General features: G+C 42.7%; 15 protein-coding genes. 8 read left to right on the top strand and 7 right to left on the bottom strand.

The annotated features are described in order from the left end of the window. The first annotated feature begins 121 nt into the window (after positions 1 to 121). Positions 122 to 1,279, top strand: a complete 1,158-nt coding sequence (locus CKO50_RS22215) for an endonuclease/exonuclease/phosphatase family protein (RefSeq protein ID WP_095729945.1) — start codon at positions 122 to 124, stop codon at positions 1,277 to 1,279. Between the two features lie 106 nt (positions 1,280 to 1,385). Then, a complete protein-coding gene (locus CKO50_RS22220; RefSeq protein ID WP_017218873.1) occupies positions 1,386 to 1,796 on the top strand; it encodes a hypothetical protein in 411 nt (136 codons plus the stop codon). A gap of 35 nt (positions 1,797 to 1,831) precedes the next feature. Here the strand turns inward: CKO50_RS22220 and CKO50_RS22225 are convergent, their stop codons facing one another. Beyond that, the gene (locus CKO50_RS22225; protein ID WP_095729946.1) at positions 1,832 to 2,038 is read right to left on the bottom strand and encodes a DUF2897 family protein; all 207 of its coding nucleotides are present in this window, start codon (positions 2,036 to 2,038) and stop codon (positions 1,832 to 1,834) included. Between the two features lie 145 nt (positions 2,039 to 2,183). Here CKO50_RS22225 and CKO50_RS22230 point away from each other — a divergent pair, with 145 nt between their 5' ends. Next, on the top strand, positions 2,184 to 3,518 hold the full coding sequence (locus CKO50_RS22230) for an ankyrin repeat domain-containing protein (RefSeq protein WP_095729947.1): 1,335 nt from the start codon (positions 2,184 to 2,186) through the stop codon (positions 3,516 to 3,518). Positions 3,519 to 3,612: 94 nt separating this feature from the next. Here the strand turns inward: CKO50_RS22230 and CKO50_RS22235 are convergent, their stop codons facing one another. From CKO50_RS22235 to CKO50_RS22255, 5 genes are all read right to left on the bottom strand, one after another. Beyond that, on the bottom strand, positions 3,613 to 4,050 hold the full coding sequence (locus tag CKO50_RS22235; RefSeq protein WP_095729948.1) for a DUF2069 domain-containing protein: 438 nt from the start codon (positions 4,048 to 4,050) through the stop codon (positions 3,613 to 3,615). Then, positions 4,047 to 4,598, bottom strand: coding sequence for an NAD(P)H:quinone oxidoreductase (gene wrbA / locus CKO50_RS22240; RefSeq protein ID WP_010606503.1), 552 nt, complete (start codon positions 4,596 to 4,598; stop codon positions 4,047 to 4,049). Before wrbA ends, CKO50_RS22235 begins: the two co-directional genes overlap by 4 nt. Next, positions 4,598 to 4,945, bottom strand: coding sequence for an arsenate reductase (glutaredoxin) (gene arsC, locus CKO50_RS22245; protein ID WP_010606504.1), 348 nt, complete (start codon positions 4,943 to 4,945; stop codon positions 4,598 to 4,600). Before arsC ends, wrbA begins: the two co-directional genes overlap by 1 nt. 130 nt (positions 4,946 to 5,075) lie before the next feature. Further along, on the bottom strand, positions 5,076 to 6,527 hold the full coding sequence (locus CKO50_RS22250; protein ID WP_095729949.1) for a M48 family metalloprotease: 1,452 nt from the start codon (positions 6,525 to 6,527) through the stop codon (positions 5,076 to 5,078). A gap of 1 nt (position 6,528) precedes the next feature. Next, positions 6,529 to 7,194 (bottom strand): hypothetical protein, encoded by a 666-nt coding sequence (locus CKO50_RS22255; protein ID WP_095729950.1) that lies wholly within the window; start codon positions 7,192 to 7,194, stop codon positions 6,529 to 6,531. 65 nt (positions 7,195 to 7,259) lie between these two features. On the opposite strand from CKO50_RS22255, the gene CKO50_RS22260 reads away from it, so the two are divergent. Next, positions 7,260 to 7,511, top strand: a complete 252-nt coding sequence (locus CKO50_RS22260; RefSeq protein ID WP_010375515.1) for a hypothetical protein — start codon at positions 7,260 to 7,262, stop codon at positions 7,509 to 7,511. Further along, a complete protein-coding gene (locus CKO50_RS22265; RefSeq protein ID WP_010606507.1) occupies positions 7,504 to 8,571 on the top strand; it encodes an AI-2E family transporter in 1,068 nt (355 codons plus the stop codon). Before CKO50_RS22260 ends, CKO50_RS22265 begins: the two co-directional genes overlap by 8 nt. 48 nt (positions 8,572 to 8,619) lie before the next feature. Here CKO50_RS22265 and CKO50_RS22270 read toward each other — a convergent pair whose 3' ends face one another. Continuing rightward, complete coding sequence (locus CKO50_RS22270) at positions 8,620 to 9,657, bottom strand: LacI family DNA-binding transcriptional regulator (RefSeq protein ID WP_095729951.1); 1,038 nt, start codon at positions 9,655 to 9,657, stop codon at positions 8,620 to 8,622. 382 nt (positions 9,658 to 10,039) lie between these two features. Between CKO50_RS22270 and pgi the strand changes: the two genes are divergently transcribed. From pgi to pgl, 3 genes are all read left to right on the top strand, one after another. After that, positions 10,040 to 11,686, top strand: a complete 1,647-nt coding sequence (gene pgi / locus CKO50_RS22275) for a glucose-6-phosphate isomerase (protein ID WP_095729952.1) — start codon at positions 10,040 to 10,042, stop codon at positions 11,684 to 11,686. A gap of 284 nt (positions 11,687 to 11,970) precedes the next feature. Beyond that, entirely contained in the window at positions 11,971 to 13,440 is a 1,470-nt protein-coding gene (zwf, locus tag CKO50_RS22280; protein ID WP_095729953.1) for a glucose-6-phosphate dehydrogenase, read from the top strand. Further along, a complete protein-coding gene (gene pgl / locus CKO50_RS22285) occupies positions 13,440 to 14,150 on the top strand; it encodes a 6-phosphogluconolactonase (protein ID WP_095729954.1) in 711 nt (236 codons plus the stop codon). Before zwf ends, pgl begins: the two co-directional genes overlap by 1 nt. Positions 14,151 to 14,337: the final 187 nt, after the last annotated feature.

A 14,337-nucleotide genomic window follows, 5' to 3' on the forward strand; every position in this document is an offset into this window, starting at 1 on the left:
CGCTCTTTGCTAACTTGCCAACATTAAATCGGTTGAATCTGTCGAGATAATTTCCGTTTTTCAACGGATTATGAATAAAATAGTCATCGCGGGATTTATCACAATTTTTTAAGGCAAGTCTATGAAATACGTAGGTCTACTTTTTCTATTTATGACAACGGCAGTAAGCGCACAAACACTTCGCGTTGCTACCTTTAATGTCAGTATGGAAGCAACGAACTATCAACAAAAAGGGCAAGCGCTGGACCCTCAAAAGCTCAGTAAGTTGCTACAAAATGGTCAACATCAGCAAATCAAAAATATTGCAGAAATCATTCAGCGTGTTCGCCCAGATGTGATCCTACTCAATGAATTTGATTACATCGCTGAACCAAATAAAGGTGTACTGGCATTTGTAAACAACTATCTAGCGCAACCTCAAGCGGATCAGCAGCCGATATCGTATCCTTACTTTTATATTGCGCCAGTCAATACTGGATTAGCAACACCGTATGATTTAGATAATGACGGTAAGCAATCTAACTATGGTGGCGATGCCCAAGGGTTTGGTTTATATGAGGGGCAATATGGGATGGTTGTACTGTCAAAGTACCCGATTAAAAAAGAGCAGGCCCGAACTCTGCAGACCTTTCTTTGGAAAGATATGCTAGACCATAAGGTCACAACAGACCCTGTGACGAAACAGCCTTGGTATAGTGAGCAAGAGTGGAAAAATTTGAGACTAAGCTCAAAATCTCACTGGGATCTGCCAATTGAAGTGAACGGTAAATTATTTCACCTGCTGGCGATGCATCCAACACCTCCAGTCTTTGATGGTGAAGAGGATAGAAATGGCAACAGAAATCACGATGAGATCCGCTTAATGGCCGATTATATCGACCCTAAACGTAGCCAGTACATTTATGATGATAATGGCGTTAAAGGTGGCCTTAAAAATGATACACGGTTTGTCATTGTCGGTGATTTAAATGCTGCCGATACAGGGGATAAACATAGACCTGGTGTGATAGAACAATTATTAGATAACCCTAGAGTGTTTTCGGGCTTAGCGCCAACGAGCAGAGGCGGAAGTGAACATAGCAAGGAAAGTGCGAGTCGCAGTTATACTGCACATTGGGGGGCACGCGTAGATTACGTATTGCCATCCAAGTTCGGCTTTCAAGTACTTAGCAGCGGGGTTTTCTGGCCAAGCAAAGAAGACGAATTATTCCGTTTAGTGGAAAGTCGTCATGCCAGCTCCGATCACCGCTTAGTTTGGGTAGACGTGGAAGTTAAGTGAGCTCAGTGATTGGTCAACCGTGTCGCTTACTACAAATTTAAACAATGACTAACGGAACTAAACCGAAATAACCTCTAAGCTTGCGCTTAATGAATAGGAGAGTGTGATGAAAAGAATTCTATTAAGTGTTGGTTTAGCGGTTTGGTTATCCGGGTGTGCTCATCATGATGATGTGCGTCCATCGTCTGATGGTGTGCATAATATTATGTTATTTTCCGACAGCCGTGATGCGGGTAGTAAAGAAGCATTAAAGCAGGCTAGGCACTATTGCAAACAAGCTGATATGGTCGCGTATGTTGTGAATCTAGATATCATTTATAACAGCGATACGCCTGAGAGTACTTATATCACGCAAAAAGGCGTAGCTAATGCCGTTGAGGCTGCCGGTATGGCGATGTGGATTTTTGGTCGAAATAGTGTCGATGATGCAGGGGCTGCAATGACCATAGGTGGAGGAATAGCCGATGGTGCGCTCGGTAAGCCTTATGATGTGCGATTAAATTTCAAATGTGGATGAATGATTAGTCAGCACGTCTAACGTCGCAACATGCTTCAATCTTCATCCTTTTTTGGATTGTTTTGAGGCGTGTTGTTTTTGGACGTTACCTTATCTTTGTCAAAAGGTGTGGTTTGCTCGTCTATTTTCTTTTTCATTTCAAATTTGGCGGAATATTTTAACAACGCAATATTGCTCCAAATCACCCCTAACACGCCAGCAATGATCAAGACCACTTGCCATGTTTCTAATTGATTGCCCATTCTAGCTCCTCAAAAAAGCCCTATTTTTTAAATTTGTCCTGAAATAGGTGAGCATTTTAGCGCGACTGTTGATATTATTCACCACCTAGTCATTTCGCGATAATTATGCTGCATATATTTACATTCTGAGGATAATAGCGCATTCATGGAACAAGTGTTAATTTGGCCTGCCCAGTATCCCATGCTGTTAAAGGGGTTAATCGAACAAAACGGTGCTTATATTCTAGATGCCATAGAGGCATGGCCGAATTGCCAACAAATGAAAGATGAGCAGGGCGTAACGACCACTGTTCTACCTCCTTTATTTTACCTCGTTTGGTTACGACCGCTAGAGCCGTTCGAAGCCTGTTATTTTCAGCATATTGACGACTATGACGATAAACAGCGTCAATACGTTAATAGCGTAATTCAACACATTGAGGAAAATGATACTGATCAGGATGAGCTAATAAAAACACTCATTCAGCGTCTTGGTCAGTACTCTAACATTCAAGCTCAAGTACAAGATCAAGGTTTATCGTTTGTAGAATTGCTCTGTGACAAACATTATGAAAAAACGCTGATTTGGCTATTGGAGAAAGGGCTTAAGTTTAGTGCAAAAGAAATAGTTGCTCTGTGGTGCAATAGCTCGGAGGCAACACATGCGGCACTATTGACTCATATTGATACTTGTTTGCTTGACCGAGCAGCCACGGCTAAACTAGCAACAGATAGTTTGCTGGATGGACAGCAGACTTTTGAGCTGCTTTGCACTATGTGTGACAAAGATGAAGTGACGGGTCTTTTGGAACAAGCGCTATTGTTCCAGCTAACCCAACAACAGGTGAAGCAATCAGCGATTATCACTTTAGTCACGCAGGGCGCGACAGGAACAGCGAGAGATAGCAGTGGGCGTTCAGCTATTATGTTAGCGGTTGAAAATGGCTTTGTGAGCGCGGTTGAAACCATGTTGCCGCACCATAAAGTAAATGAATTGGATGAATCGGGCAGGAACTTAATGCACTATGCGGCGGCATCGAATTCTGCAGCTATGATCGAAATGATTTTTGAACATGGTGATGACCCGACGCTTGCGGATATTCATGGCGACACCCCTTACCGTGTGGCTATGAAAAATCAGGCGCTTACTTCTAAGCAAACATTTGAGCAGCACGGTATTATCGAGCTTTCTAATGAGGCAAAGTATCAAAAAATAAAAACTGTCCATATTCTTTATGCCTTTGCTGCTATTTTGCTACCACTGCAGTTATTTTTATTCTTCACCGATGAGGTGGATGAAAAAACCATCGCAACACTTGTCACTACGGCAGCTTCTGTCGCAATTTTTGTTTTTGCGAGGCGTAAACGCAGCAACCCTCTATACCCAAACAGCTCAACGCCTTGGTCACTGATCGGGGTAAATGCGTTAGCTTGGCTTAGTATTGGTGTGCAGGTATTGTTTTCAGTATTGGTGTTGATAGCTGTACTATCGTTGCAGTAGCTTACAGTAACGAACTAAGCTGACGGATTGATGCTAAAAAGCGCAGTTACTTCATTGAAGACTGCGCTTTTTTAATGGAGTTATGCGAGCGAGATTATGACTCTTTATGCTCGTGCGCTGCCTTTTCGTCAGCAAGGTCTTCTTTTAACTTGCGGATCTTCAACCCTAACTCTTGGCCTCTGTGTCTTGCATAGTAAGTGCAACCAATAAACATGGACGTTGCAAAGCTAATCTCAAGCAGGACTAACAATAGCTCGTCTGGAGATGTCCACAACAGGGTAAAGCCGTGGATAAAATAAAACATTACGACAAAGTTTGCCCACGCATAAGTGTATGGCTTATCTTGTAAAATACCTTTAAGCGGGAGTAATAAAGGTAAAACGTACACCACAAAGACAAAGCCCAAGCTGTAACCTTCTCTTGGTGCAAGCACAAAGAGCCACAGTGGCATCAGGATCAAAAGACCAAAATACCCTACTAGTGCAAAGCGTTGAAAGCGTCTAGTGATGGGCTTTTTTGCAATTTCATTCATGTTAACTTTTCCGCGACGCGTAGCAGTCGACTCGCTGCTGCACGACAAATTTTGATTTCTGTTTGAGTGAGTGAAGCATTGTTTTGGCTGCCCGCAACATGTGTTGCACCGTAAGGCGTTCCGCCCATTTCGGTCGCCAAAAGCTCTGGAACATCATAGGGGATACCTAACAACATCATGCCGTGGTGTAATAACGGTAAGGAGAGGTTGAGTAGGGTAGCCTCATTGCCACCGTGCATACTGCTTGAAGACGAAAATACGCAGGCTGGTTTATCGATGAGCGTGCCTTTAAGCCACAAATCGCTGGTGGTTTCCCAAAACGCTTTCGCTTGGGCTGCCATCATGCCAAAGCGTGTTGGAGTACCGAACGCCAACCCGTCGCATGCTACTAAGTCTTGCTTTGTTACGATCACATCATGGTCTTGGCGCTTCTCAAATACGCGCACTATGGCTTCACCACCTTGTGACACGATGGTGTCTGCAAATTCGTGCGCCATATTCGCCACAGAGCCATGACTGGAGTGGTATAAAATAAGAATTTTACTCATTACAGGATATTAAGGACCGACTCTGGAGGCCTGCCAATCGCCGCCTTATCACCTTTAACAACGATAGGACGCTCAATTAGTTTAGGGTTTTCAAGCATGGCAGTGCGCAGTGTCGCTTCATCCGACTCTTTCGATAGTCCAAGCTCTTTGTAGAGCGTTTCTTTGCTACGTACTAGCTGATGAGCAGAACTAAATCCAAGTTTAGACAGTAAATTAGCCAAAGTGTCACTATCGATTGGCGTCTTTAGGTATTCAATAACGGTAGGATTAACGCCATTGGACTCTAGTAAAGCTAGGGTTTCACGTGATTTTGAACAACGCGGGTTGTGATAGATTTCTACTGACATGATTTCGCTCTATTTTGCTCTAAGTCGTTATATAAGCGGATCATAGCTTAATGTAGAGATGACGAAAAGCGATGTGCAAGAAAATTGGCTTAAATACGTTTCTACTATCGCTGTAAGCAATCGCCAAGCATCATAGCTTAGCGATTTCTTTTTGCATATTACGATATTGGCTAAGTAGCGCTTTTAATCTGGTACGCTTGATATCTTCGTTATCTTCGACATGATTAAGTGCACGCTGGACTTCGTCTGCTGCCTTATTAAATGCACCATACTGGGCATAGACACTCGCTTTTGATTCATGGAAAGCGGCTTTGTTTTCTTGGGCTTCATAGGTTTGTGTGAGTAAATCACGAGCGAGGATATGATCTGGTTTCTCAAGCAAAAAGATCTTAAGCAATTGCTCGGCAACTTCATACTGTTTTGCTTTTATTGCGGCATTTGCATAGTTTAGCGTGATAACTTGGTTATTGGGTCTAAGTTGATGTTGAGCTTGAAGCATCTCAACGGCTTTGCCAGAGTGCTCTGTCGCAATTAAATAATCGGTATATACATCAAGATAAAACAGGTTATTCGGATCTTTTTCTAACAACTCATTCAATAGTTTACCTGCTTCCTCGTATTTTTTCTGATCGAGTAACGTAATTGCTAATCCGTATTGTAGCGGGCGCTTGTCGAGTTCTGCTGAGCGTTTTAAAGAGTTTCTGAAAAAGGCTTCTCCTGCATCTTCTGAATAATAATATCGTGCAAGCACACGACTTTTAGCTAACGTGTAGGAAAGGCTTGAGGGGTAATGCTTTTTCTCGAATTGTTGTGCCCTTAGCCTAACGTCCGATACTCGACTGTCGGGCAGCGGGTGCGTAAGCAAAAATGCAGGTGGCTTATTTTTAAAGCGAATTTGATCCGAGAGCTTAGTTAAAAACTCACTGGCCGCATAGGGGTCAAAGCCTGCTTTATGTAGTGTATTCATGCCAAACCGGTCGGCTTCTTGCTCCGCTTTTCGACTATGCGTTAGTTGGTTCAACGATGATTGCGTTTGGCTTGCGGATAAAATGGCGATACCCGCATCTGGGGCAACAACGGTTGCCAAAATACCAGTAATAAGCCCCGCTATGGTCAAGGCGCTGTTGTCTTTTGCGTTTTGTACGCGGCGTGCTAAATGACGTTGGGTAACGTGCGCAATTTCGTGGCCAATAACGGATGCTAATTGACTCTCATTATCGGATTGCGCAATGAGTCCGGTATGTACACCAACATGGCCCCCATAAAAAGCGAAGGCATTAATATCTTTGTTATTTATCCAAAAAAAGGTAAATGGAAAGCGTACGTCATTAGCATTGGCGACGAGGCGATTACCTAGGCTGGTTAAGTACTCTTCAAGTACCGGATCGCCAACCACAGGGGAGCGCGAGCGTAGCTGCATCATCATTACTTCGCCGATCGCTTGTTCTTTTTCAATAGGTAGTACTTGGAGAGCTGAAGTGCCTAAATCTGGTAGTTTCAGCTCTGTTTGTGCAACAGCGCTGCTTGATGCAGCGAGCGCAAATGTTAAAACGATTGAATTTAATAGGGGTTTTAACTGCATTCTAATCCCTTTTAAGGTCTTCTCCGAGCATGATCCTAGCTAAGTCGACTTCATCATTGCATGCTCGAGCATCTTTTTCACAAAGTTGGTAAAAATCTTTTATTGAGACCCCAGCAACACTAGTGATGTTCAATTCTTTTTGCAAAAACGTCACTGTCATATGCAGCACTTTGTGCGCATGAAGTATCAGAGCTTTGTCAGCTATATCACCGCGTTCAAAGTAAAACGCAATGAATTTATGGAGCTGGTTGATGCGCAGTAAGTTTTTCATCGTATGCGGATCCCATACTTGGAATTCCAAAAAACGATTGTCTTTAACATAGGCATCAATTTTGGTGCCTTTGGCTATTGGGTAAGCCCAAAGCTCAAAACCTCTGTCAGTAAATGCTTGATGTAACGCGATTTGAGGTTTATTGTCGCAGTGAATTATGCCACTGTCATCTTCATAACCACCTAATAGTTCTATATTCCAATTTCGCTTATCTAGCAAACGCTTTACCGCATTGTCAAAGCCGTGATGGAGCAGACCTTCACATTCACTTACCGCTGAGGCGACAAGGTGATAAAAAGGCGGAAGTTCACCCCAATTAATTTGCTTTTTGTACCAATTTATTTCTTTTAGTGTTGGATTGGCTGGCAATCGGGCCTTATTATTAACGCCTGGCATTAAGATTCCCAAGAAGTAGAGTATGCTATTAAGAATAAACCATCAACGCCTTGAGGGCTACCGCATTGAGTGATTTGTGTGGAGACAAGACAACAAAATTTGTACATGATCTACGAGAATTTACCTGTCCTGCATTATTTGTTCAGTTTAAGTGGCGGTTAAAGCGCCATGACTATACTCTAGGCAAACTAAAATTGCTGATGAGTCAGGATCAGAGCTTGTTAGATATCAAAAAGTATTTGGATGGTAACTCGGTGAGTTACCAAATTATTGAAATTGAAAGCGGTGAAGTGTGTTTGGAGATCATGGATGTTTGAGTTAGTAAAAGCGTGGTATATCAAAAAGTTTTCAGATCCACATTCCGTTACTCTATTGCTTATGTTAGTTGCTACGGTTGCTTTGCTGTACTTTTTTGGCAGTTATGTCATGCCGGTACTGGTCGCAATTGTCATAGCCTATTTACTTGAATGGCCAGTGAATAAGCTCACTCGAGTGACTGGCAGTAGGATGTTATCAGCAGTAGTCGTAATGGCAGTATTTGTGGGCGTTGCTTTGGGGCTGGTATTTGGTATCGTTCCCGTTCTGTGGCAACAGTTAAGTAACCTGCTTCAAGAAAGTCCAACTATGGTAGAAGAGGGTAAGGACTTCCTTTTACATTTACCTGAATACTACCCGACGCTGATCTCTACAACTCAGGTACAGGCAATTGTGAGCTCTGTGGAAAGTAAATTGCTAGAGCTTGGCGAAGTTATTGTCTCAGCCTCATTAACCTCATTAAAAGACGTTGTCGCATGGATGATTTATTTGGTCTTAGTGCCGCTGCTTGCTTTTTTCATGTTGAAAGACAAGTCAGAACTTACATCTGGAGTGTCAAAAATTATACCTAAGGACAGAAAGCTCATTTCACAAGTGTGGCATGAGATGGACCAACAAATTATGAATTATATTCGTGGTAAAGTTTTTGAGATTGTCATCGTTGGTGTAGTGAGCTTTGTGACCTTTTCTATTTTGGATTTACGCTATGCCGCACTACTGGGGACATTGGTTGGACTTTCTGTACTTATCCCATTTATTGGTGCTGCACTCGTTACCTTACCCGTTGCCGCAGTTGCTTTGTTTCAATTTGGTCTAGCGCCAGAATTTTGGACCATTCTCATCGCGTACGGCATTATTCAAGCATTAGATGGTAATGTATTAGTGCCGTTATTGTTTTCAGAAGCTGTGGATCTTAACCCTGTTTATATTATTGTTGCAGTATTATTTTTTGGTGGCTTATGGGGGTTTTGGGGGGTATTCTTTGCGATTCCACTTGCATCTCTGGTCAAGGCGCTGATCAATGCATGGTCGAGTAAGAGTGAAGAACTATTGGTGAAATAGTGAAATTTTTTTGATGTTAGTCGGCTTATGAGCCGACTAAATAAGTAGTTATTGTGTGACTCTACCCGTGCTTTCACGAACCACCATGCTCGGTGTGAACACATGTGAGACTTCTTTATCATTTTTTCGATGTCCACGTGTTTTAGAAAACAATAGACGCGCAGCATGTTCAGAAATAATGTTGTTAGCCTGATGTGCAGTCGTAAGCTTTGGCCAAGTTTGGCGGGAGAATGGAGAGTCTTCGAAGCCACTGATAGACAATTGACCTGGGATCTCTATATTCATCAGCCGCGCAGCAAATAAAGCCCCAGCTGCAACCTCATCGTTACCACCTAAAATCGCAGTGATTTGGTTTGGATTGCCATCGGCCAGCAGTGCTTTAGCGCCTTTTACTCCAGATTCAAATGAGTACGTACCGTGATAGAGCAGTGTATCGTCTTGTTTGATATCGTGGGCTTTCAGCGCATCGCGATATCCAGCTAGCCGCTCTGCAGTTGATTTATGCTCTTCATCGCCAAGTACAAAAGCAATTTTGTTATGTCCAAGTTGGATTAGGTGCTCGGTAATTTCATAGGCAGCAGCGTAGTCGTCAACAAAGATACAGTTATTTGCGCTGCTTTCGGCTTCTTGCGCTCGACCTGAAAGTAGACGCACATAATGAATGCCCAGCTCATCTAGCATATCAATAATGGCTTGTTGCTCGGACAGAGGAGGAGTCAAGACCAAACCTGCAAGACGTGAGCGTTTGATCATAGTGACGAACTCTTCGGCCATATTTTCCGAATTGGATTCACAGGGGTGGATGACGAGCTCATACCCTTCATCCCTACAGCGAGATAACACCCCGTTTTGCATATCAATGACATAATACGCATTGGGATTATCGTAGACCAAGCCAATTGCAAATGAAGAAGTACCAGCTAAGTTTCTCGCAGCAATATTAGGCTGATAATTAAGCTCTTTTACAGCCTGCATTACTTGATCGTAGGTTTTTTTTCTAACCGAAGGTTCTTTATTGATTACCCGCGATACGGTTTTCATAGATACGCCAGCTAGCTTGGCAACATCATTAATAGTGACTTTCATGTAATTATTCTTCTATTTACAGGTCTGTATCGATCATTATTAAGCACTGAGGAATAGTAGCGCTTTATGTATGCAGAAGCTAGCGCCCAATTTCTGTGATATTTAGCCGCTCAGGTGACTACTGGCTTAATAAAAGGATCATCTGTTTTTCTTAGTCTATCTAATAAGTACAGAATTTAGCACTACAATTCGCAGAAATAAATGAATGATACCGGTGTCAAAAATTTTATTTTAGGTTATTATTCGCAATGTAAAATTGAAAAGAAGCAATTTGACAGCGTTGTCATTTTGGCATAATGTGCTTGTTTAATAATGTTTCTTTGTTGTTACTAACTGAAAAGTAAGGTAACTAACAATCACTTACGTCTTAGGGGAATATGTAATGGGTGGTCGTGTAGATTTGGATAGTTGGCAAAAGCTCAGTAGTTCTGCGCAGCGAGTAGAGCAGCAGCATTTAAAAACGATGTTTGCAAACGATGCACAAAGATTTGAAAAGTTCTCTCGTCAAATCCCAGGTGTGTTGTTCGACTTTTCCAAGCAACGCATTGACGACCAAACATTCTCTGAAATGATGCAGCTCGCAAAAGAGAGCGATATCGCGCTTTGGCGAGAAAAGATGTTTTCTGGTGAAAAAATAAATATCACCGAAGACCGAGCGGTTTTACATACGGCGCTGCGTAACCGAGCAAATACACCTATTTACGTGGATGGTGTAAATGTTACTGAACAAGTCAATGCAGAATTAGAAAAACTACAAGTATTTAGTAACCGAGTTCGTTCAGGTGAGTGGCAAGGGTATACAGGCAAAGCGGTAAAAAATGTAGTTGCAATTGGCGTTGGGGGTTCTAACTTAGGCCCGCAAATGGTAACTGATGCGCTTGCTGCGTATGCAGATGACACGCTAAACGTGCATTATGTGTCGAATGTTGACGGTGTACAGATTGCTTCAGTATTAAAAGGTTTGGACGCAGAAACCACCTTGTTTGTCGTGTCATCAAAAACCTTCACAACCTCTGAAACCATGACCAATGCAAAGACTGCCGTTGAGTGGTTTTTGAATGCTGCAAGTGATAGAGCGGCAATCGCCAAGCATTTTGTTGCGGTGAGCACCAATCTTGAGAAGACCAGAGCGTTTGGTATTAGTGATGACAACGTGTTTACGATGTGGGACTGGGTTGGCGGTCGTTTCTCCCTTTGGAGTGCAATCGGATTACCAATCGCACTTTATTTAGGCTTCGATAAGTTTGCCGAAGTGCTTGAAGGTGCGTTTGAAATTGATGAGCACTTTAAAACGGCAAACAACGAAGACAATATTCCACTGTTGATGGCGTTACTCAGCGTTTGGAATACCAGCTTCTTAGGGTATCAAGCACAAGCGATTTTGCCTTATGATCAGGCGCTTCATATGCTGCCTGCATATTTACAACAAGGTGAAATGGAAAGTAACGGTAAGCATGTTACTTTTGCAGGAGAGCAGGTAAACTATACGACTGTGCCAATTATTTGGGGCATGACAGGGATAAATGGCCAGCACGCTTTTTATCAGTGTTTACACCAAGGTAATGTGATTGTTCCGGCTGATTTTATCGCTTCAATTGAGCCGCAAAACAAAGTAGGCCAGCATCACGATATTTTACTGTCTAACTTCTTCGCGCAAACGGAAGCTATGATGGCGGGTGTAGATGCACAGCAGGTTCGTGAAGATTTAACGGCGAAAGGTAAGTCGGATGCGGAAATTGATAAGTTGATCCCGCATAAAATACACCAAGGTAACCGTCCAACCTCTTCGTTTATTCTAGATAAGGTAGATGCAAAAGCTGTGGGCCGACTAATTGCCTTGTATGAACACAAAATTTTCTGCCAAGGCATTATTTTGGATGTGTGTTCATTTGACCAATGGGGTGTTGAGCTTGGTAAAGGGCTTGCTTCAAATATTGAAGCCGAGCTAACGCAAGAAGGTGTTACCAACCCGCATGATAGCTCAACGGCAGGTCTAATCGCTTATTACAAACAAAAGAGAACGAATTAATACTTCGAGTGGAACTGAAGTAAACAGAATACCTTTGAACGGGTAGCGCTGGAGTACTTAGAACCTGTATTTTTGTGAGAGGAAATGCAGGTTTCTAAGACTCATTTATACCAACTTACTTAATCCCTAAAATTGAGCAGGTATTAAGTCGAATTGATATTACTAGTGCATTGCAATCGAAATCATCACCCGTTACACAATGAGTTTGGTAGGCTTTGGAGTGGCTCCAAATCGAATAAACACTGCGTGCTTGTAGTGCACGCCTAACCTAATGAGAGTGAATTATGCTTAATCCTTTTGACATCGTAATTTTTGGTGGGGGAGGCGATTTAGCACTTCGCAAACTCCTACCTGCCTTGTATCGTGCATATCAAGAAGGTAACTTACCTGAAGGCACTCGCATCTTACCGACCGTTCGTGAACAAAACAAACAACAAGAATTTATCGAAACGGCACATATCGCATTACAAACTCACCTTGGCAAAGGCGAATACAACAAAAAAGATTGGTCCGCATTTGAACAGTTTTTAGTACCTGTGATAGTCAATGTTACTGAAGAAGACGAACACTGGGATACGCTAAAGAATATGTTGGCCGATGGGGAAGATAAGTCTCGTGTATTCTACTTGTCTCTTCCTCCAGCGGTTTATGGCCGTTGTTGTGAGCTATTGTCAATCAAAGGGCTAATCACTGAGCAATCACGTGTAGTTGTTGAAAAGCCTATTGGCTATTGCGGTAAATCTGCAGAAGAAATTAATGCCAAAATCGGTGAGTTCTTCTCGGAAGAGCAAGTATTCCGTATCGATCATTATCTAGGTAAAGAAACGGTTCAAAACCTGATGGCGCTTAGATTCTCAAACGCACTGTTCGAGAATTTATGGGATGCTAAAGCCATAGATAATATTCAGATCAGTATCTCTGAAACGGTAGGTCTTGAAAGCCGAGCTGGCTTTTACGACAAAGCGGGCGCGCTTCGTGATATGGTGCAAAATCACTTATTGCAACTACTTTGCTTGGTTGCGATGGAGTCACCACATAAACTTAATGCCAACAGTATTCGCACTGAAAAGCTTAAAGTATTAGAAGCGCTTAGACCGCTAATTGACTCAGATGTAGATAATAATGTTGTGCGTGGTCAATATGTACCAGGCGACCTTGAAGGTAAGCTGGTACCTGGTTACCTAGAAGAGCTGGGCGAAGGGTCAAGTAAAACAGAAACATTTGTTGCTATTCGTGCTCATATTGATAACTGGCGTTGGTCTGGCGTGCCTTTCTATTTAAGAACAGGCAAGCGTATGAAAAAGCGTTGTGCTGAAATAGTGGTTGAGTACAAACCTGTTTCTCACAATGTTTATGGTGATGCGGCGGGTCCAATTCAGCCAAACCGTTTGGTAATAAGATTACAACCTGAAGAAAGTATTCAATTAACGCTAATGTCTAAGCGTCTAGATAACCTTGAAATGCAACTAGAGCCAGTGACGCTAAATATCTCATTGAGTGAAAAGTATAACAATGGCTATCATTCAGATGCGTATAAGCGCCTAATGCTAGACGCCGCTGCAAATAACCCGGCTTTATTTATTCACCGTGACGAAGTGCGCCAAGCGTGGCAGTGGGTTGATCCAATCATTGAGCGTTGGCAGAGTAAAGGGGCTCCATCACTTTATCGTGCTGGCTCTTGGGGTCCTGAAGATGCTGATGAACTACTAGAAGAAAACAAACATGTTTGGTTCAACGCGGGAGAGCAAGCGTAATGGCACAGTTGACAGAAAGAAATTTCAGCTCCAAAGACGAAATGACAGCAGCGCTTGCAGAACTACTTCAAGCTGGGATCAGTCAAGGTATTGAGCAAGACGGTGAAGCAGTATTGTTAGTGTCTGGTGGTTCATCACCGGCTCCAGCGTATCGTCACCTTTCTGGTGTTGAACTAGGCTGGGATAAAATTACGGTTGCTATGGTTGATGAACGTTGGGTCGAACCGGATCACGAAAAGTCCAACGAAGCATTTATCAAGTCGACATTACTGCAAGACAAAGCGGCGAATGCTCAATTTGTGACAATGAAGAATGCGGCAAAGTCGGCAGAAGAGGGAGCTGGTGCATGTGAGTCTGATTATGCGGCGCTAAAAAAGCCATTTGATGTTACTATTTTAGGAATGGGGCCGGATGGCCATACCGCCAGTTTATTCCCAAATGCGAAAGGTCTAGAGCACGCGTTAACGACCACAAACACTGTGTGCGCAATTAATGCTCATCAAAGCGAAGTGACAGGCGAAATCACAGAACGTATGAGTCTGTCTCTTGCGGGGATTGCTAGTGCTAAGACGGTAGTTTTATTGATTTCAGGTGATGAAAAAAAGGCAGTGTATGAAGCGGCAAAACAACCCGGCTCAGAGTATGAAGTACCACTGCGCGCTGTATTAAATCACCCTGATATTAATTTGACCGTATTTTGGTGCCCGTAACCCGAGTGCATCTACTAGAAATAGTAAAATGTAAGGCTGGCGTGATAGCTGGCCTTACCTTGATTACTTGAGTCAACTGATTGAATATCTCTGGACATTCAGCTCGGAGCGACAACACTTCTTACTTCTTACTTCTTACTTCTTACTTCTTACTTCTTACTTCTTACTTCTTACTTCTTACTTCTTA

Origin of the sequence: Pseudoalteromonas sp. HM-SA03 (assembly GCF_002289345.1) — a bacterium.
GTDB lineage: Bacteria > Pseudomonadota > Gammaproteobacteria > Enterobacterales > Alteromonadaceae > Pseudoalteromonas.